At 60.7% G+C, this 18648-nt stretch carries 23 protein-coding genes; 12 read left to right on the top strand and 11 right to left on the bottom strand.

Annotated elements, in window-relative coordinates:
- The first annotated feature begins 2 nt into the window (after positions 1 to 2).
- Both K3177_RS02270 and K3177_RS02265 read left to right on the top strand, forming a co-directional pair.
- Complete coding sequence (locus K3177_RS02270; protein WP_221596789.1) at positions 3 to 341, top strand: DUF1491 family protein; 339 nt, start codon at positions 3 to 5, stop codon at positions 339 to 341.
- Between the two features lie 202 nt (positions 342 to 543).
- Positions 544 to 1197, top strand: coding sequence for a cell wall hydrolase (locus K3177_RS02265; RefSeq protein WP_221596787.1), 654 nt, complete (start codon positions 544 to 546; stop codon positions 1195 to 1197).
- A gap of 56 nt (positions 1198 to 1253) precedes the next feature.
- Here the strand turns inward: K3177_RS02265 and xth are convergent, their stop codons facing one another.
- From xth to K3177_RS02250, 3 genes are read right to left on the bottom strand one after another with little or no spacing between them, the layout of a single operon-like run.
- Entirely contained in the window at positions 1254 to 2039 is a 786-nt protein-coding gene (gene xth, locus K3177_RS02260) for an exodeoxyribonuclease III (protein ID WP_221596785.1), read from the bottom strand.
- A gap of 38 nt (positions 2040 to 2077) precedes the next feature.
- Positions 2078 to 2407, bottom strand: coding sequence for a HesB/IscA family protein (locus tag K3177_RS02255; protein WP_221596783.1), 330 nt, complete (start codon positions 2405 to 2407; stop codon positions 2078 to 2080).
- 31 nt (positions 2408 to 2438) lie between these two features.
- Complete coding sequence (locus K3177_RS02250) at positions 2439 to 2870, bottom strand: CBS domain-containing protein (protein ID WP_221596781.1); 432 nt, start codon at positions 2868 to 2870, stop codon at positions 2439 to 2441.
- Positions 2871 to 2982: 112 nt separating this feature from the next.
- Between K3177_RS02250 and K3177_RS02245 the strand changes: the two genes are divergently transcribed.
- Positions 2983 to 3273 (top strand): hypothetical protein, encoded by a 291-nt coding sequence (locus K3177_RS02245; RefSeq protein ID WP_221596778.1) that lies wholly within the window; start codon positions 2983 to 2985, stop codon positions 3271 to 3273.
- Here K3177_RS02245 and K3177_RS02240 read toward each other — a convergent pair.
- The 4 genes from K3177_RS02240 to K3177_RS02225 are packed head-to-tail and all read right to left on the bottom strand — an operon-like array spanning position 3270 to position 6286.
- The gene (locus K3177_RS02240; RefSeq protein ID WP_221596776.1) at positions 3270 to 3644 is read right to left on the bottom strand and encodes a (2Fe-2S) ferredoxin domain-containing protein; all 375 of its coding nucleotides are present in this window, start codon (positions 3642 to 3644) and stop codon (positions 3270 to 3272) included. The two genes, K3177_RS02245 and K3177_RS02240, sit on opposite strands and share 4 nt — an antisense overlap.
- Before the next feature lie 16 nt (positions 3645 to 3660).
- Complete coding sequence (locus K3177_RS02235; protein WP_103024751.1) at positions 3661 to 4149, bottom strand: DUF2497 domain-containing protein; 489 nt, start codon at positions 4147 to 4149, stop codon at positions 3661 to 3663.
- 17 nt (positions 4150 to 4166) lie between these two features.
- Positions 4167 to 5684 carry a TolC family outer membrane protein gene (locus K3177_RS02230; protein WP_196847259.1) on the bottom strand — a complete coding sequence of 506 codons (1518 nt, stop codon included), beginning with the start codon at positions 5682 to 5684 and terminating at the stop codon, positions 4167 to 4169.
- Positions 5684 to 6286 carry a protein-L-isoaspartate O-methyltransferase family protein gene (locus K3177_RS02225; RefSeq protein WP_345725340.1) on the bottom strand — a complete coding sequence of 201 codons (603 nt, stop codon included), beginning with the start codon at positions 6284 to 6286 and terminating at the stop codon, positions 5684 to 5686. Before K3177_RS02225 ends, K3177_RS02230 begins: the two co-directional genes overlap by 1 nt.
- Before the next feature lie 155 nt (positions 6287 to 6441).
- On the opposite strand from K3177_RS02225, the gene K3177_RS02220 reads away from it, so the two are divergent.
- The 6 genes from K3177_RS02220 (at position 6442) to K3177_RS02195 (ending at position 12065) form a co-directional block, all read left to right on the top strand.
- Entirely contained in the window at positions 6442 to 7959 is a 1518-nt protein-coding gene (locus K3177_RS02220) for a fumarate hydratase (RefSeq protein WP_420493667.1), read from the top strand.
- Positions 7960 to 8037: 78 nt separating this feature from the next.
- Positions 8038 to 9255: a sensor histidine kinase gene (locus K3177_RS02215; RefSeq protein ID WP_345725339.1), complete on the top strand. Its 1218-nt coding sequence runs from the start codon at positions 8038 to 8040 to the stop codon at positions 9253 to 9255.
- Positions 9248 to 9997: a LytR/AlgR family response regulator transcription factor gene (locus K3177_RS02210; RefSeq protein ID WP_103024754.1), complete on the top strand. Its 750-nt coding sequence runs from the start codon at positions 9248 to 9250 to the stop codon at positions 9995 to 9997. Before K3177_RS02215 ends, K3177_RS02210 begins: the two co-directional genes overlap by 8 nt.
- Before the next feature lie 57 nt (positions 9998 to 10054).
- The gene (locus K3177_RS02205; RefSeq protein WP_221596770.1) at positions 10055 to 10321 is read left to right on the top strand and encodes a hypothetical protein; all 267 of its coding nucleotides are present in this window, start codon (positions 10055 to 10057) and stop codon (positions 10319 to 10321) included.
- A gap of 39 nt (positions 10322 to 10360) precedes the next feature.
- Positions 10361 to 11215, top strand: coding sequence for a diacylglycerol/lipid kinase family protein (locus K3177_RS02200; protein WP_221596768.1), 855 nt, complete (start codon positions 10361 to 10363; stop codon positions 11213 to 11215).
- On the top strand, positions 11205 to 12065 hold the full coding sequence (locus K3177_RS02195; RefSeq protein ID WP_221596766.1) for a metallophosphoesterase family protein: 861 nt from the start codon (positions 11205 to 11207) through the stop codon (positions 12063 to 12065). The genes K3177_RS02200 and K3177_RS02195 overlap by 11 nt, the downstream gene beginning before the upstream one ends.
- A 75-nt stretch (positions 12066 to 12140) precedes the next feature.
- Here the strand turns inward: K3177_RS02195 and rpsI are convergent, their stop codons facing one another.
- The 3 genes from rpsI to K3177_RS02180 all read right to left on the bottom strand — a co-directional run bounded on the left by rpsI (position 12141) and on the right by K3177_RS02180 (position 14456).
- Positions 12141 to 12665: a 30S ribosomal protein S9 gene (rpsI, locus tag K3177_RS02190; RefSeq protein WP_247714192.1), complete on the bottom strand. Its 525-nt coding sequence runs from the start codon at positions 12663 to 12665 to the stop codon at positions 12141 to 12143.
- On the bottom strand, positions 12665 to 13144 hold the full coding sequence (rplM, locus tag K3177_RS02185) for a 50S ribosomal protein L13 (protein WP_221596764.1): 480 nt from the start codon (positions 13142 to 13144) through the stop codon (positions 12665 to 12667). The genes rpsI and rplM overlap by 1 nt, the downstream gene beginning before the upstream one ends.
- Positions 13145 to 13430: 286 nt before the next feature.
- A complete protein-coding gene (locus tag K3177_RS02180) occupies positions 13431 to 14456 on the bottom strand; it encodes a COX15/CtaA family protein (RefSeq protein ID WP_221596762.1) in 1026 nt (341 codons plus the stop codon).
- A 144-nt stretch (positions 14457 to 14600) separates the two neighbouring features.
- Between K3177_RS02180 and K3177_RS02175 the strand changes: the two genes are divergently transcribed.
- From K3177_RS02175 to K3177_RS02165, 3 genes are all read left to right on the top strand, one after another.
- A complete protein-coding gene (locus K3177_RS02175; RefSeq protein WP_103024761.1) occupies positions 14601 to 15005 on the top strand; it encodes a MerC domain-containing protein in 405 nt (134 codons plus the stop codon).
- A 10-nt stretch (positions 15006 to 15015) separates the two neighbouring features.
- Positions 15016 to 15999, top strand: a complete 984-nt coding sequence (gene thiS / locus K3177_RS02170) for a sulfur carrier protein ThiS (RefSeq protein WP_221596761.1) — start codon at positions 15016 to 15018, stop codon at positions 15997 to 15999.
- A 175-nt stretch (positions 16000 to 16174) separates the two neighbouring features.
- Positions 16175 to 16699, top strand: a complete 525-nt coding sequence (locus tag K3177_RS02165) for a hypothetical protein (protein WP_103024763.1) — start codon at positions 16175 to 16177, stop codon at positions 16697 to 16699.
- An 80-nt stretch (positions 16700 to 16779) separates the two neighbouring features.
- Here the strand turns inward: K3177_RS02165 and K3177_RS02160 are convergent, their stop codons facing one another.
- The gene (locus K3177_RS02160) at positions 16780 to 18582 is read right to left on the bottom strand and encodes an AMP-dependent synthetase/ligase (RefSeq protein ID WP_221596759.1); all 1803 of its coding nucleotides are present in this window, start codon (positions 18580 to 18582) and stop codon (positions 16780 to 16782) included.
- Between the last annotated feature and the right edge of the window lie 66 nt (positions 18583 to 18648).

Here is an 18648-nt window from a genome sequence, read left to right as displayed (position 1 = left end):
CGATGTCCGATGCCCGCCTGCCCGCGCATCTGGAAGTATCTGGCCTCGTACGCACCGTGGAATCGGCGGGCGGCTTTGGAATGGTTATCCAGAAGGGGGAAAAAGACGCGGGCGTCATCCTCGTGTTAACCACGCATAATGGCGCGAATACAATGCTTTGGGAGCGTATGCCGCAGCGTGACGGCTCCCGCGCCTTCATTTGCACCCGTGAGCAAGATACTGAAAACAAAACAGATTTTGATGAATATCTCGCCCGCAGACGCGCTTCAGACCCGGATTGCTGGGTGATCGAGCTGGACGTCGAAAACGCAGAACGCTTCATCGCACAGGGCGCGCATTAACTTGACTTGATTGCAATTGAGACTATTTGGCCGCTCAACTTCGATGCGCAGGCGGCGTAGGACGGCAATGGGGTCGGTACGCATGCACGCAGACGGGGGGTGGTCGGCAGGCCAGTAAACGGATCCGCATTTCAGGACGCAACCAACGCGCCAAGGACCCCGACCTGCGACAGACTGCCAACCGCTTAGTTGTCAGTGACAAATGATTCGCAAGACTACCGGTTTCACCGCGATTATCGCGGCAATTACCCTTACTATTCTTGCCGGAGCCGAAGGTTCCGGGGCCAATGCCCAGGTTGCGGCACATGCAACCGATCAGAATGCTACCGAGGCACAGCTTACCGAAGAAGTGGTGCCCGTCTTCGTAGAGAAGGCCGTAGTGCAGGAACCTCCCGGCGACGCGGAACTGCCAACTGAAAATTCAACCGATTCCAACGCCAGCAGTCTGCGCGAACTGGTTTCGACCATACCCACCGCGGGCCAGCTTTCCGACGAGATGCATTGCCTTGCCGGTGCCGTCTATTTCGAGGCACGCGGCGAACCGCTCGAAGGTCAGCTTGCGGTCGCTCAGGTAATCGTCAACCGCGCCGAAGATCGCCGGTTCCCTTCCAGCTATTGCGGCGTGGTTTACCAGCGTTCGCAATTCTCCTTCGTGAAGGGCGGCCGCATGCCCAAGGTCCGCACCGGCTCGGCCGCGTGGAAACGGGCAAAAGCGATCGCTCGCATTGCCCATCGCGGGTTGTGGGACAGCAAGGCGGGCGACGCGCTGTTCTTCCATGCAAATTACGTGCGACCGCGCTGGAGCCACCGCAAGGTCGCCCTCGCCACCATCGACACGCACGTCTTCTATCGCTGAGCGGCTGTAACGTCTGTTGTGCAGGGGCAGCCCATACAGGGCCCCCTCGCGCAGCCTCAGTCCCGCAGGTCCACCCAGACCGGGGTATGGTCGCTCGACTTTTCCCTGCCGCGATAGGCCTTGTCGACACCTGCGGCCGTCATGCGGTCGGCCAGTTCGGGCGACAGCAAGAGATGATCGATGCGGAAGCCGTGGTCACGCTGCCATGCGCCGGCCTGGTAATCCCAGAAGGTCCACACGCCGCCCCGGGGGTTGAGCGTGTCGATCGCATCGGTCCAGCCATCGGAAAGAAAGCGCGCATAGTGATCGCGTGATTCGGGTTGCATCAGCGCATCGTCCGCCATGGCCCTGACGGACCAGACATCCTTGTCTTCGGGGATGACATTGAAATCGCCGAGGACGACCGCCGGGACTTCGTCGTCCCAGATTTGGCGTGTCCGCTCGCGCAGCTTTTCCATCCAGGCCAGCTTGTAATCGAACTTGGGCCCCGGATGCGGATTGCCATTGGGCAGGTAGAGGTTGCAGATCCGTACCCCGTTCACGTCGGCTTCCAGATAGCGGGCCTGTTCACCCTCCCCTTCTTTCGGGCCGTCGATGCCGAGGCCGCGCTGTATTTCCTTGGGCTCTATACCGTCGGCCAGAATGGCCACGCCGTTGAAGCCCTTTTGGCCATGCCAGATGGCTTTGTAACCGATCGCCTCGAATTCGTCCGCGGGGAAGCCTTCGTCCATCGTCTTGATTTCCTGCAGGCAGGCGACGGTCGGACGGGTTTCCTCAAGCCATTCCTTGAGACGAGGCAGGCGGGCCTTGATACCGTTGATGTTGAAGCTGGCGATACGCATGGCGGACCTGATGCCCGAAACGCCAGCGCGGGTCTAATCTAAATGCCGAAGCTGGAACCGCAGCCACAGCCGGCAGCCGCCTGCGGGTTTTCGACTCGAAACGCGGCTCCGCCCAGCGATTCGACGAAATCGACGGTGCTCCCCGCGACCAGGTCGAGACTGACGGCATCGACTACCAGTTTCACGCCGGCATTCTCGCTGATCGAATCCTCGTCGTCCATGTCTTCGGCGAGCCCGAACCTGTACTGGAAACCCGAACAGCCGCCTCCTTCGACGGACAGACGCAGAATCGCAGGCTTGGCCTGCTTTTCGGCGATTGCCGCAATACGGGCAGCGGCAGCGTCGGTCAGGGTGGGTGCTGGTGTCATGGCCAAGATGTAGGTTGTCCCGAGCCCGGTCTCAAGCGGTACGGATATATTCGCGCATGGCTTCCGCCTCGTGCTGGATTTCGTCCAGACGCGCCTTGACCAGGTCGCCGATCGAAATGAATCCGCACATCGTCTCCCCGTCGACAACAGGCAGATGGCGGATTCGGCGCTTCGTCATGAGTGTCAGCGCATCGAGAACGGTCGCCGATCTTTCGACGGTGATGGCCGGGGCGGTCATTACCTCGCCGATCGGACGCTCCAGGCACGCATCACCTTCGTCGGCCAGACGATAGATCACGTCGCGCTCGGAAAAAATGCCGACGATCTGGCCGCCTTCCATGATGGGGACCGCGCCGATGCGTTTCGATGCAAGGAGCGCGATCGCTTCGCGGACCGGCGCGTCCACAGTCGAGGATATGACGTTCGAACTTGCCCGTCCCTCGATCAGTCGGCTGATTTCCATGCGAGATCTCCTCCGTTGCTGTTCACCTAGAATGCCAGTTTCACAGGCAAAAAGCGAATCGGAAGCAGGCGGGCGTTGAATCGCGGTGCGATGACGGCCATGTGCGGTGGTGATGGTTCAGAAATCTCCCCTCGACGATCCTGAACAGGCTGCGTTTGCCTGGGCGCGTTATCGGCGGATCATGCGGTTTATGTTCCTGCTGACTGTCGGCATCGTCGCCATCGCCCTGGCCCTGCTGTACAAATATGGACACGAGGAAATCTCGATCCATTATTACATCGCATCTGCCCTGGGGATCGGGTTCACCATGCTGCTGACCAGCGCATTGATGGGCCTGGTTTTCCTGTCGTCCGGGACGGGTCACGACGAATCCATCGAAGACCGTCTTCGCGACGACGATTAATCGGCCGGGCGCAGCCGGTATTCTTCGACCGGGACGCCAGCGATCAGATGGCGCTGGATGATCGCCTCGAGCACCTCCGGTCCGCAGGAATGGTACCAGACGTTATCGGGCCAGACGACTGCAATAGGCCCGGCTTCGCAGATCTGCAGGCAATCGGCCTTGGTCCGCTGGACTGTCCCTTTGCGCCCGACAAGGCCAAGATCCTTCAAACGTTTCTTGAGGTAGTTCCAGGCTTCCTTGCCTTCTTCGCGGCGGCAGCATTTCTGCTTTTCCGAAATGGCGCACAGGAAGATCTGACGCTCTGCTGATGCGCCACCGGTTTTCGCCAGCGCCTTTTCGGCCTTGCGCGTGGATTTGGAACTGGCGGTCAAAGGGAGACTGATGGCCTTAACTGCGCTTGCCGGCGATCCGCGCGATTTCCGCCTTCACCAGGTCTTCGACCATGCCAGGCAAATTGTCGTCCAGCCACTGGGCAAGCATCGGTCGCAGCATTTCCCGCACCAGACCTTCCAGCGACGTTTCGCCGGACCGTACGATCTGCGGCTGCTTACCGGGCTTGGCCAGCATCGCCAGAGCAGCGAAATTCTGCCGCATCGCGTCGCGTGTATCGCCGCGAGTCAGCGCGTCCGTATCGGAATCGGCGCTTTCGCCATCATCGCCGGAGGTTGCAGATGCATCGTCGAGCGCGATCTCTTCGGCCAACTCGAGGACTTCGTCCGTTTCGCATTCGTCAGACGGTGATGCGCGTTCTTCGGTACTTCCGGTCGAAGAACGCCGACGGCGCTCGAGGATCATGCCTTCGCGATTGTCGCGTGCGATGACCTTCTTGATCGAGTCCAAAATTTCTTCGACCGACGGTTCACCCTGTTGCTGCATTGTCTGTCAGGCCCCTGTTAACGAATCGGTTCTTCCCGATTCGGTACACGAACGCGATAGCCTGATTCCAGAGTGTTTTCACCATCGGTCGGATAGCTTGCGTCCGGCGCAGGCACGTCCACCGTGCGGGTCGCTTCGGCTTCAGGGTCCGGATCGCGGTCCCAATCCCAGATCTTGCCGCGGACGCGTTCGTAGTTGAGCGCAGGATTATACAGCATTCCTTCGCCCATCAGGTTCAGGTCGCGCGCTTCCGCCCGGCCCATGGCGGCAAGCAGTGAAAAGCCCGCAACATAGGCGTTTCGGCGCGCCGTCACGAGCTGCACGCGCGCGTTCAGCAATTCCTGTTCGGCATTCAGCACGTCGAGAATCTGGCGCGTACCGATCGAATTTTCCGCCTGCACGCCTTCCAGGCTGAGCGATGCGGCATCGACGGCCACCTGGCTGCTATCGATCACCGCCAGCGATGCCTGCCAGCTTGCCCACGCGGCGCGGACCTGCGCGATTACGTCGCGTTCGGTAGCGATGACCTGTTCCAGCGCCGCCGACTCGCGTGCCTGCGCCTGCCTTTGGCGCGCCGCGGGCAAACCGCCCTGGAAGATTGGGATGCTCAGACGGACGCCGGCATTGGATGTTGTTTCGGATTGCGACACGCCGGCCAGATTGCCGCCCAGCGTGCCGAGATAATCGGTGTAATTGCCGCCGGCAAAAACCGACACACGCGGGGTTCGTCCCGATCCCGCCACCTCGCTGTCGAAACCCGCGGCTACGGCGCGTTCCTTGTCGCCGATCAGGTCGGGATTGTTGGCCAGCGCCACATCGACCGCTGTTTCCACGTCAGCGGGGATGCCCGGAAGGTCGGGGGGTGCCTGCAAATCCTGCGGCGCCTCGCCAACCAACCTGATGTATGTTTCGCGGGCGCTGATCAGATTCGACCGCGCGCTTTCCAGATCGCTCTGCGCCAGCGCGAGCCGGGATTGCGACTGCGCCACGTCGGTGCGCGTGAGATCGCCTATTTCGAACCGGTCGCTCGTGGCCCGAAGATTGACGCCCAACACTTCGACCTGATTGGCCGACAGCGACACGATCGCTTCGTTGCGCAAGACGTCCATGTAAGCGGCGACGACCTGGCTGAAGACCGAACTTTCGGTTGCACGCAGATCGGCTTGTCCGGCCGAAACGCGCTCCTTCGCTGCCTTCAGGGAGTTCTTGACGGCGCCACCCGAATAGATCGGTACTTCTAACGTGGGGCCAATCTGGACCACTCGATCGGGTGCGGCGAACTGGACGGCGCTCTGCTTGAGAAATTCGGTGTAGGCGCCCGCCACGCTGACGGTGGGCAGGCCTTGGGCGCGCTGGATCGGTACTTCTTCGTCGGTCGCGCGCTGACCTGCTCTTGCTGCCAGCAGGATCGGGTTGTTTTCGTAAGCGCTGGTCAGCGCTTCCTGCAGTGTGTCTGCCTGCGCAGGGTTGGATGCCGCGAGCGCGAAGGCACTCGCCCCGATGCTCAGAACACTGACAAACCCGGCGCGGCGCATCAAAAGCTCCAGCTTTGTGGCCGGTCGAACGCGCCGAGCCGCGGAATTCCCATTTCGGCGAGTGGAAGCAGGGCCAGCGCCTTGCCGGACTTGCGCCCGGTGGCGAGCCGCGTGACGCCCCGTTCGACCATGCCGGTAACGACACGGCCGCCATCTTCGACCATTTTGGCCAGCGCCGCGGGCACATGCTCGATCGCGCCATCGACCAGGATAAGCGTGTACTTTCCACGCTTGTCGCCATTGGCGGCTTCTTCCGGAGTGATCACGTCGACTTTCCCGGCGAGCGGTGTGACCAGCGCCGGCAGATATCCGCTACCGGCGTCCACGATCAGAACCCGGTCGTCCAATGCCGGCCGCGCTTCTGCCAGCATTGCACCATGAAACAGCGGAGCGGGCAGGAAGCCGCCACCTTCAAGGCGGATGGCTCTATCCATATAGGCCGTAGCCTTCGCGCTTTCGGGTACGAAATCTTCGCGCGGAACGGCCTTCATGCGATCGAGCACGAAAGTCTCGTTCACGCCGCTCGTGCGCAGCTGGCTATCGATCATCGCCTTCCGGGCGGCGGCATAATCGGGGCGGGTAGAGGTCAATGTCATGGTCATTCCGCGAACTGTATTACATCAATAATACGCTTGTGCAAGCATCAGATGCCTTTAGGCGCATGGCCGGTTTGGGCCAAGCGCTTTGACCGATGGCCGGTAACGCGCCTATCGGGGAGCGCAAATCTGCAACATGGGAATTTGCGGCGATGAGCGACATGACTGTCATCAGCGAAAACGACCTTATCGAGAGCGTCGCCGACGCCCTCCAGTATATTTCTTACTACCACCCGATGGATTACATCCGCGCCCTGGGCGATGCGTACGAGGCCGAGAAAGGCCCCGCGGCAAAGGATGCAATCGCGCAGATCCTGACGAACAGCCGCATGTGCGCCGAAGGGCACCGGCCGATCTGCCAGGACACCGGTATCGTCAACGTCTTCGTCAAATGGGGCATGAACTGTCGCCTCGACAGCGAACGCTCCTTGCAGGAAGTCGTCGATGAAGGCGTTCGCCGCGCCTACAATCATCCGGACAACAAGCTGCGCGCGTCGATCCTTGCCGATCCGGCGTTCACGCGTCGCAATACACGCGACAATACGCCGTGCGTGCTCTCGGTTGAGATGGTCCCCGGCAATTCGATCGGCGTCGACGTGGCAGCCAAGGGCGGCGGCAGCGAGAACAAGTCGAAGTTCAAGATGATGAACCCGTCGGACAATATCGTCGACTGGGTGCTGGAACAGATCCCTTCCATGGGCGCGGGCTGGTGTCCTCCGGGCATGCTGGGCATCGGCATCGGCGGCACCGCGGAACATTGCATGAAGCTTGCCAAGCAGAGCCTGATGGATCCTATCGACATGGGCCTGCTCAAGCAGCGTGGAGCCCAGAACGATATCGAGCAGTTGCGCATCGACATATTCGACGCGGTCAACGCGATGGGTGTGGGGGCACAGGGGCTTGGGGGCCTGTCGACCGTGCTCGACGTGAAAATTCTGGACGCGCCGTGCCATGCCGCCGGCAAGCCGGTGGCGATGATACCGAACTGTGCCGCCACGCGGCATGCGCACTTCACGCTGGATGGCTCGGGGCCGGCCTATCTCGAGCCGCCCAGGCTGGACGAATATCCGCAGGTGACATGGAAGCCTGACGCCGCAGCCAAGCGCGTCGATCTCGACGCCCTGAGCCCGGAAGAAGTCGCCAGCTGGGAGCATGGCGACCGCCTTCTCCTGTCGGGCAAGATGCTCACCGGGCGCGATGCGGCGCACAAGCGGATCAAGGACATGCTCGATGCCGGCGAGCCGCTGCCGGTCGATTTCAAGGGCCGCGCCATCTATTACGTCGGCCCCGTCGACCCCGTCATGGGCGAAGTCGTCGGCCCCGCCGGCCCCACCACCGCCACGCGCATGGACAAATTTACTGAAACGATGCTTGACCTGGGCCTCCTCGCCATGATCGGCAAGGCGGAGCGCGGCCATAACGCAGTCGAGGTGATCAGCAGGTTCAAGGTGGCTTATCTGATGGCAACCGGCGGCGCGGCCTACCTCGTCAGCCGCGCCATCAAGGGCGCCAGGGTCGTCGCCTTCGAAGATCTTGGCATGGAAGCGATCTACGAATTCGAGGTCGAGGACATGCCTGTCACCGTAGCGGTCGATGCCGCGGGCAATAATGTTCACACGCTTGCCCCGGCAGAATGGCGTCGCCGGATCGCCGAAGGGGAATTCGAGCCTGCCGAATAGCAGGCCAGTCGACCAACCACACAGGGCTGTCGACCGCGGCTCTGGCAATTGCGGGAGCGAATGGGCACACGTTCAATCGTGTCGACCAATGAGCCCCAGATAAGTCCCGATGACGAGCCGGTACCGGTAAAAGTCGTGTTCGCGTCCATGGTCGGCGTGTGGCTGTGCTATTTCCTGCTCATCACCTTGCGCGGCGCGATCGTCGGCCTCGAATTCCAGGATGAACTCTTGTGGCGCCGTGCCCTCGTCTGTCTGATCGGGGTAGGCGTCACCGCTTTGCTCTGGCTATGCCTGCGCGTCGTCGAGCAGCGATCACTCGGCATCAAGATCGCGGTGGCGCTGATCGCCTCGATGCCGGGGGCGATCATGATCGCGCAGGCCAACCGCTGGGTCTTCGATTCGATCGAGGAGAAGGTCGAGCAGCAGATGGGCAAGGATCGGGGGATCGCTCTCAGGCGCGACGATGCCGGTAATCTCCTGATCGACCTTCCGCGCACGCAAATGAACGAGGATGTCGAGGACGTGCTGCCCCAAAGCGTGTTGATTGCGCCGGCGCCGACGGCGCTCGACCAATGGAAGATGACCTTCGATCTCGCGATCGGGCGCTACTTCCTGCTGCTGGCATGGGCCGCGCTGTTTCTCGCCTTGCTCGCAGGGGCGCAGGCACGCGCTGCCGAACGCCGGGGCGAGCGCTTCCGCAGCGCGGCAAAGGCGGCCGAACTGCGCTCGTTACGATATCAGGTGAATCCGCATTTTCTCTTCAACACCTTCAATTCGCTGTCCGCACTGGTGATGACCGGCAAGGCCGAACGGGCGGAACAGATGATCCAGACAATCTCCCGTTTCTATCGCCACAGTCTGGCCGACGATTCGACCGGCGATGTGACCCTCGAGGACGAGATCGATCTGCAGGAACATTACCTCGAAATCGAATCGGTTCGTTTCCCCGAAAGGTTGCGGGTCAGGGTCGATCTTCCCAGCGAACTTGCAGGCTACAAGGTGCCAGGCATGATCCTGCAGCCCCTCGTTGAAAATTCGGTCAAATACGGCGTTTCGGCTTCCAGCAAGCCCGTGACGATATCGATTACGGCACGCGAAGAATACGGGCGCCTCGTACTGATGGTGAGCGACGACGGTCCGGGAAGCGCGGGCGATAAACATGGATTCGGTATCGGCCTGGCGAATGTGCGGGATCGGATAGAGGCGCGCTTCGGCAACGCCGCTACGATCGTTTCCGGTGCAACGCTGACCGGCTATGAAACCGAACTGAGACTACCGATGGTGAAGCATGGCTGAAAATCCGGTCGAAACGCTGAAGACGCTAATCGTCGATGACGAACCTCTGGCTGTGGAGCGGATGCAGGTCATCTGCGCCAAGATTCCCGCCATTCAGGTCGTCGGCACGGCGAGCGACGGGGCGCAGGCGCTCCGGCTGGTCGATGCCCTCAAGCCCGATCTCATCCTGCTCGACATGACGATGCCTGAAGTGGATGGTATCTCGGTCGCGAAATCATTGGCCAAACAGACGGAGCGTCCGGCCGTGGTTTTCGTGACGGCACATGACAATTACGCAGTCGAAGCCTTCGATCTCGATGCGGTCGATTATGTGCTGAAGCCGGTGAAGCCTGAAAGGCTGGAGCGGGCGGTGTCGCGGGCCGCAGGGCGGCGCGGTGAAGGAAGCAGGTCGGAAAGCGCCTGGCTGGATGAGCTATGGATTCCCCATCGCTCCGAACTCATCCGCATAGCGACCTCGGAAGTCGATCGGATCGATGCCGAGCGCGACTACGTCCGCCTGCATGTCGGTAGTGACGACGCTGCCAGGACCTATCTCCTGCTGCAAACCATCGCGGGGCTGGAAAAGCGGCTCGATCCTGCAAAGTTCATTCGTATCCATCGGTCCACCATCCTTCGCAAAGATCGCATAACGGGCCTGCGTCATGATGGTCTTGGCGTGTGGTCGGTCGAACTGGACGATGGCGAAACCCTGCGTATCGGGCGGACCTATCTGCCAAAGGTCAAGGCAATGGCCGGGCGCTAAGGCTGGCGAAGAGAAGGGATTTGGCAGCACGGTCCGGAATGGCCTAGAACGTCCGTCATGCTGCTTGGCATCCTATTTGTTCTCGGCACCGTGAACTTCGCGGTTCACAAGGCGGTTCTGGAATCGAACCACCCGATGCTCGATACTCTGCCGCAATCCTTCACCGCGAACGGTGGAAAGCTGTCCCTAGTGATAGAGTTCTGCGTGCTGATTGTCGCAATGGCCCTGAGCGATAACGGCTGGCCCGCTGCAGCATGGGTCTATGGCTGTTATAGCGCGCTCAACGCGGTAACGGCATGGCTGCTGCTCAACGGTAGAGTCTGAGCGTCGGGAACTGCGACGTCGGTTCCGCGCTTTCTCGGCATGTCGTCCCATAAAACCTGGCTGGTGGTCAATTCACGCAGTGGCAGCAATGACGATGCTGGCCTGAGGGCTCTCGATCAATCTCTCGCCGCTCACGGTCTTGGCGAAGAAAGAAGGATTGAATTTCCAGCCGATGATCTTCCGACCGCCCGTGAACTCGAAGACGGAAACGTATCGCGTCTGATCGTTTTTACCGGCGATGGCAGTCTCAATGCGGTGATCGAGGCCGCTTCCGGCTGGGATGGGGAAATCCTCGTGTTGCCCGGCGGCACGATGAATCTGCTGAGTGTCAGGCTCCACGGCGAAGAAGCCACCTGCGAAGATGTCCTCGATCGCATTGCGCGAGGCGCTTACCGGGCGATCCGCCCGCTGATGGCATGCTGCGACGCTGGGCGGGCGCATGCCGGGCTGCTTGTCGGGCCGGGCACGGCCTGGGCCGGCGTGCGCGAAGCCATGCGGGATTTCGACGTCGCCAGCCTTGCACAAGGTGCCAGTGATGCCTTGGCCGAAACGACGGGCGGCGCGCGCGTCCGTATGGTCGATCCCGCCATCGGCGATCAGGAAGGCTACCCGCTGATCGAGCTGACCCCCAGCCACCGCGGCATGCAGACCGATGGCTATCCGCTCGAGAACGCAGGCGAATTCCTGCAGCAGAGCTGGGCAGTGTTGCGCCGCCGGTTTCGCGAAGGTCCGCACGAACGCCTTGGCCTGCTCGACCGGCTCGTGATCGAAAACTGTGCGGGCGAACCTTTGAACATCCTTATCGACGGGGAGCCGGCACAGCTGGAATCCCGTGCCGAATTCACGGTGGCTGAATGCCCGGTCGATCTGCTAGCGACTGCGCATGGCTACTGAATTTCGCCGCATATTCCACCTTTCCGATATCCATTTCGGACTTGAGAACAACCGCGCACTCGACTGGGTGAAGCAGGAAATCTCCGATAAATGCCCCGATGCGGTGGCCATAACAGGGGACCTGACGATGCGCGCGCGTCATCGGGAATTTGCTGCGGCAACGCAGTGGATCAATTCATTGGATGCGCCCGTTACCGTCGGCGTGGGCAATCACGACCTGCCTTACTTCAATCTGTTCGAGCGGTTTGCCACACCGTACAAGCGGTTTCGCGGCATGCAGGAAAAGGTCGAGCGAGAGCTGGATCTCGGCTCGCTTGCCATCGTGCCGCTGAAGACTGCGGTTCGCATGCAGCCGCGTCTCAATTGGTCGAAGGGCTGGGTCAGCCCGCGCGCGCTGGAACGGTGCCTGGCAAAGATTGATTCCCTGCCGAAGGGTACGCGCGTTCTGGTTGCCGTCCATCATCCGCTTCGCGAAGTCGGCACGGAGGGGACGGCTCTTACAAAGCATGGTGACCACGCTTTGCGGGAACTGGCGAAGCGTGGCGTCGAGGCAGTCCTGTCGGGCCATGTGCATGACGCGTTCGATATTCTGGAAAACACGCAGGAAGGTGCGGTGCGCATGGTCGGGGCAGGTACCCTGTCCAAGCGGACCCGTTCGACACCGCCCAGTTTCAACGAAATCGAATGGGATGGCAGCACGCTGAAAGTCTGCGTGCGCAATCTCGAGCATATCGAAACCCGCGACATGCAAATCGACGACGTCCCCGAAAATGCCATGCCGCCGCGTCACGAGGGCGAGCCGGTGGCACCCGTGCGGCAGGTCCCGCGCGTCGATCCGCCAGTGCACTGACGCGCATTGCGGACAAAGAAGAAGGGCGGCTCCTTGCGGAACCGCCCCCCTGGTGATCCAAAGATCGAATAAAGCTTAGCGCTTCGAGAACTGGAAGCTGCGGCGTGCCTTGGCACGGCCGTACTTCTTACGCTCGACCACACGGCTGTCGCGGGTGAGGAAGCCAGCAGCCTTGACGGTGCTGCGCAGGGCCGGTTCGTACTTGGTCAGAGCCTGGCTGATGCCATGCTTCACGGCGCCTGCCTGTCCCGAAAGTCCGCCGCCCTTGACGGTGGCGACGACATCGTACTGGCCCTGGCGATCAGTGATCGTGAAAGGCTGGTCGATGATCAGGCGCAGCGTCGGACGTGCAAAGTACACTTCCTGGTCCTTGCCATTGACGATGACCTTGCCGCTGCCGGGCTTGAGCCACACGCGGGCAGTCGCATCCTTACGGCGGCCGGTTGCATACGCACGGCCTTCCTTGTCCAGTTCCTGCTCACGCAGCGGAACGTCGGCAGCTGCCGCGATATCGGAAGCGTCGCCTTCAGGCGCGTCACCGGCGATGTCCTTCAGATCGGCGAGATCCGAAACGGTTTCGTTCTTGGTTTCGTCGGCCATTATGCGACAACCTTGTTCTTGCGGTTCATCGAGGCAACGTCGAGCGTTTCGGGCTTCTGGCCGTCATACGGATGCTCGGTGCCGGCGAATACATGCAGCGCACGCATCTGCGCACGGCCAAGCGGGCCGCGCGGAATCATGCGTTCGACAGCCTTTTCAAGCACGCGCTCGGGGAACTTGCCTTCCAGCACCTTGGCCGGAGTAGTTTCCTTGATGCCGCCCGGGTGACCGGTGTGCTTGTAGTAAACCTTGTCGTTCATCTTCTTGCCGGTGAACTTCACCTTGCCGGCATTGATGACGACAACATGGTCACCGCAATCGACGTGCGGGCTGTAGCTCGGCTTGTGCTTGCCGCGCAGGTGGTTGGCGATGATCGCCGCGACACGACCGACGACGAGACCTTCGGCGTCGATGATGTGCCACTTCTTTTCGACCTCGGCCGGCTTGATCGACCGGGTGGCCTTCGTAAGAGCCTTCATGGCTGGTTTCCGTTCCTAGTGTTCGTGCCCCGCCCCAAAAAGGCGGTGGCGCCAATCGGCGAATCCCCAGTTGTGGACCCGCGAAGCGCGCGCCGAATGGCTGGAGATCGCTCGTTAGTCAAGCAATTCCGCGGTTCTCGAGTGAGGTAAAATAAAACCACAAGTGGATTTAAAGGCTCGAGAGTCCGGAATTCTACCTTGGAACTATACCGCCCCGAGCCACATCCGCGTCGTCCTGGCTACAGGAGAGCAATGCCCAGCCACTATTGGCGGGCATAGTTCGCCGTCAGGTGCGTCTGCCCAACGCATGAACGCCCCATGCGAAGCTCGCCACTAGCAAGGCGCCCACTACCTGATGCGCCACCGCAACCCAGAGGGCGACGCCAGTGAGAACCGTGATGATGCCGAGAATGACCTGCGTTCCCACGACCGCCTGTATCGCGACGGAAGCCATTCGCTCCTCCGGCTTCACTCTTCTCGCCAGGACGATCAGTGCGACAAGCGCGATCCAGGCCCACCAGCGGTGAAGAAAGTGGAGCAGGAAGGGGTCATGCGTGACTGCCCAGAGCGCTCCGTGAGAACTGTCGAATTCTGGAACGAGGCGACCTTGCATCAGCGGCCAGGTGTCCGATGCCAGTCCGGCATTGAGGCCGGCGACCCAGGCCCCGAGAAGTAACTGGACGAACAGGATGGCGCCGACGACGCTGGCCATGCCAGTCCACCGGGATGGTTTCCGCTGGCCGTGAGCGAGTCGTTTGAGGTCGAGCGCAGTCCAGACCAGCCCCCCAAGCGTGAAGAATGCAGTCAGCAAATGGATCGAAAGCCAGAAGTGGCTCACATCGGTCATCGTACCCGCAAGGCCGCTGCGCACCATGAACCAGCCGAACACACCCTGAAGACCGCCTAGGGCCAGCAAAGCAACGAGCCGCCACTTATATCCCGAGGGAATCGCCCGCTTGACCCAGAACCAAGCGAGCGGGAGCGCGAACGCGAGACCGATCAGGCGGCCAAGAAGACGATGGAACCATTCCCAGAAGAATATGAACTTGAACGCCTCCAGATCCATTCCCGCTGGTCCGGTCACGTTCTTGTATTCGCCCGTCGCCTTGTAGAGGTCGAATTCCGTCTGCCACGCGGTTTCCGAAAGCGGCGGGATCGCACCGGTGATCGGCTTCCACTGCGTGATCGACAGCCCGCTTTCGGTCAGGCGCGTAATGCCGCCCACCGCAACCATCAAAACCACCATGGCTGCGACGATGAAGAGCCAGGTGGCCAACGCATTCGGGCGCGCATGCTTGCTAATCTTGGACATGGCTAGCGTCTCTGGTTCCGCCATTCGCGCAGTGCAAGCGCAAATAGGGAAAGTGTTCGCTCGGTTCGTGCAAACGACAGGAAAGATGCCGGGCCCGGACGGTTTCCCTTGAAATAGGATACACCATAACATAACTGCAATGTCATGTTGCAACGCGCAATCTCGCCGATTCGTCGGAGGCTTGACCGTGCCGGGATCTTTCTTTCCGCGGCATGTGCGGTGCATTGCGTGCTCTCGATCCTGCTTGTGTCGGCCTTCGGTATCGGGGGCGAGTTATTCTTTGCGCCCGATGTCCATCGGATCGGCCTCGTCGCTGCAACCCTCATTGCCGGTGTTGCCATTGGCTGGGGCGCGGTGCGGCATCGTGTCGCCGCACCCTTTGTGGTCGCGATGACGGGCCTGACCTTCATGGGCGGTGCGCTTGCCGTTCCGCATGGCATCAAGGAAGCCGTTTTGACGATCATCGGCGTGGCGCTCGTGTCGCTTGGTCACATACTCAATCTGCGTCATGTTCATTCCGCCGCTTGCAAGGATCGCTGCGGGGACTAAGTCGGGCGGCATGATTGCCCTGACCGTAAATGGCGAAACCCGCCGAACTGCCGCTACCACCATCGCCGAACTCGTGCGTGAGCTCGATCTCGATCCCGCAAAGGTCGCGGTCGAACATAACGGCACGATTGCGCCGCGCAGCGAGCTGGGCGGACACACTATTGCCTCAGGCGATAATCTGGAAATCGTGCACTTCGTCGGCGGCGGCCAAGGCGTCGAAGCGCAAAGCGACAGCTGGACCGTAGCAGGGCGCACCTTTACCAGCCGGTTGATCGTCGGAACCGGGAAATACCGCGATTTCGAACAGAACGCCGCCGCGCTGGAAGCCTCGGGCGCCGAAATCGTTACCGTCGCCGTTCGTCGGGTCAATGTCAGCGATCCGAAGGCGCCGATGCTCACGGATTATATCGATCCCAAGAAGGTCACTTATCTCCCCAATACGGCCGGTTGTTTCAACGCCGATGACGCAATCCGTACGTTGCGCCTGGCGCGGGAAGCGGGCGGTTGGGATCTGGTGAAGCTGGAAGTGCTTGGCGAAGCGCGCACCCTTTATCCGAATATGCGCGAAACTCTCACTGCGACCGAGACGCTCGCCAAGGACGGTTTTCTGCCTATGGTCTACTGCGTCGACGATCCTATCGCGGCCAAACAGCTGGAAGATGCCGGTGCAGTTGCGGTCATGCCGCTGGGTGCACCAATCGGATCCGGGCTGGGCATTCAGAACCGCGTGACCATTCGCCTGATCAAGGAAGGCGCAAACGTTCCGGTGCTGGTGGATGCTGGTGTAGGCACTGCCTCTGATGCCGCAGTGGCGATGGAACTTGGCTGTGACGGCGTCCTCATGAACACGGCGATTGCCGAAGCCAAGGATCCCATCCGCATGGCCCGCGCCATGAAACTGGCGGTCGAAGCGGGCCGCGATGCCTATCTTGCCGGGCGCATGGGCACCCGCAAATATGCCGACCCGTCGAGCCCGCTCGCGGGCCTTATCTAACACGAGAAGGGCTGCCCTGCGGAACTTGACCTTTTCAAAGATGAACCCCTTCCTCGTCTTCAAATCGCAGGCATGTGGCACAACAGTTGGCTCGCTGCGGTGAAATTTCGACTGCGCAAACCGCTTGTTAACCATCTTGGGTGAAACTCCTTCTTGTAACAGGGGGAACGCCATCATGGCTGTCACGGGAACCGCATCGCTGACCATTGCCGAAATGCGCGAGTTTGCTGGCTTTACCGCCGCCGAACAGCGCTACATCCGCCGCAGCCTCGATATCGGACTGGGTCGCTGCGACGCGTTCCGCATATGGGGTCGCAACGCAGGTGAAAACGCGGCCATTCGCAGCCAGTATGTCGCCTACCAGGAACTCAAAGCCTTACGGCAATCGATTCCGGAACAGTCGGGTTTCGACAGCATCGAAGGGTTTGTCGGCAAACTGACGCGCGTCGCGGCGTTCGATTTAGCGCAGGAGCGCATAGACAGTTTTTCGGCGTTTCGCTTTCTTTACGAACGGCTGATTTCGGCCGATGCGCGGCCGTGGCTGCCAAGTGCGTTTTGTGCCGCTGCCGCGCTGCCGCAAATCCGGCCGGACCGGCGCAAGATGCTGTTGCAAAGTATCAGCGAAGCCGCGGCGACTGCTCCTGGATGGAGCGACCGCGAACCAAGCTTCTACCCGGAGTTTATCGAAGAAGCCGCTTGAGATCCTCAGAAATCAGGGGCGACCGACAGCGTAGATCACTACGCACCGACCGCCTCTTGCTGCCGAACTGGTTTCGCACCTCACGCGCGATACAGGCGATCCATCCGTTCGCCATAACGTTCCTTGATCTTATGGCGACGGATTTTCATCGAGGGTGTCATTTCTTCGTTCTCGATGGTGAAAGGCTCGTCGGCAAAAGCGAATTGGCGCACCTTCTCCACGACCGATAAATCCTTGTTAACACGGTCCACAGCAGCGCGCACAGCATTACGATATTCAGGCAGTTCTTGAAGTTGCTTGCAATCGAACTGCTTGCCCTGGGCCTGGCACCATTCAAGCGTCCACTCCGCGTCGGGCACAATCAGGCCGACAATGTATGGCTTTCTGTCGCCGGCCACCATTGCCTGACCGATTTCGGGCTGCAACGTCAGCATGCCCTCGACCTTTTGCGGCGCGATATTGTCACCCTTGTCGTTGACGATCATGTCTTTCTTGCGGTCGGTAATGACAATCCGGCCTTTGTCGTCGAGGTGTCCGATATCGCCGGTGTGCAGCCAGCCATTCTGGATCGTCCGCGCAGTTTCGCCTTCGTTCTGCCAGTATCCATGCATGACGAGTTCGCCGCGGCAAAGGATTTCTCCATCCTCTGCGATCTTGATCTCTACTCCGCGCAGAGCCGGGCCGACGGAATGCATGGCAATGCCGGCGGCGGGCCGGTTGCAGCTTATGACAGGCCCTGCTTCGGTTTGCCCATAGCCCTGAAGCATGGTCAGCCCCATCGATTCGAAGAATATCCCGACGTCGGGGTTGAGCGGCGCGCCACCGGACACCATCGCTTTCATGCGACCCCCGAAACGCTTGCGGATTTTGGGTTTCAACAAACGGGCGACCGCGAAATCCTTCAATTGGTCGCCGAATTTCGGATTACCCGCAGCGCGGCGTTCGCCGACCTCGAGAGCTGTGTTCATGAGCTTTTCGGCAAGGCCACCCTGCTTCTGAACCTGCTTGAGTATGCGGGTGCGCAGGACCTCGAACAGGCGCGGAACGACGACCATGATGGTCGGGCGCGTTTCCTCGATATTGCTGGCGAGCTTTTCCAGTCCCTCGGAATAGTAAATCTGGGCACCGACTGCGATGGGCAAGAACTGGCCGCCAGAATGTTCATAGGCGTGGCTCAGTGGCAGGAAGGATAAGAAGCGCTCGTCTTGCTCGATTCCGAAATCCTCCATGAGAATTTCGGCGGCGCCGGCTACATTACACAGGATTGCGCCATGGTGCTGCATGACGCCGCGCGGCGCTCCGCCCGTGCCGCTCGTATAGATAATACACGCGGTGTCGCCGCGCCCAATCCGTGCGATCCTCTCATCTACCGCCCGGCGCGCCGCGCTCGCATCGCCCTCGAGCATGCGATCCCATTTGTGATAGGCGAAGCTCCCGGACTGCTGACGGTGCAGATCGTCTATGCCGATGACATGTTCAGCGACGCCCGTCGCCTGCAAGGCACCGTGGAGCGGCCTCAGCAGTTTTTCGGTCGAGACGATCACCGCCTTGGCACCTGAATTGTCGAGAATATGAACGTGATCGCGTTCTGTGTTGGTGATGTATGTCGGGACGGTGATGCACCCCGCCGCCATGATGGCCAAGTCTGCGATGCACCATTCGGGCCGATTCTCGGCGACGAGACAGATGCGGTCGCCATTCTTCAGGCCCAGTTCCCGCAAGCTTTCCGCCAACAGACAAACTTGCTCGGCTGCTGCGCTCCAGCTTGTCGTTTGCCACACCCCGCCCAATTTTGCGCCGAGAAAAGGCAGATCGCCCTTTTCGTCAGCACGTTTCAGGAAAAGTTCGACAAGATTGTTGGCGGAATCGATATCCGACAGCACGGCAGGCTCCTCAACGCACGTTATTATTTAACAATGTGCCGGGCTTAGGCCCCTGCCATGACATCG

It is taken from the genome of Qipengyuania pacifica, assembly GCF_019711555.1.
In the GTDB taxonomy this organism is placed as follows: domain Bacteria; phylum Pseudomonadota; class Alphaproteobacteria; order Sphingomonadales; family Sphingomonadaceae; genus Qipengyuania; species Qipengyuania pacifica.
This window is presented reverse-complemented; position numbering and strand designations above follow the sequence as displayed.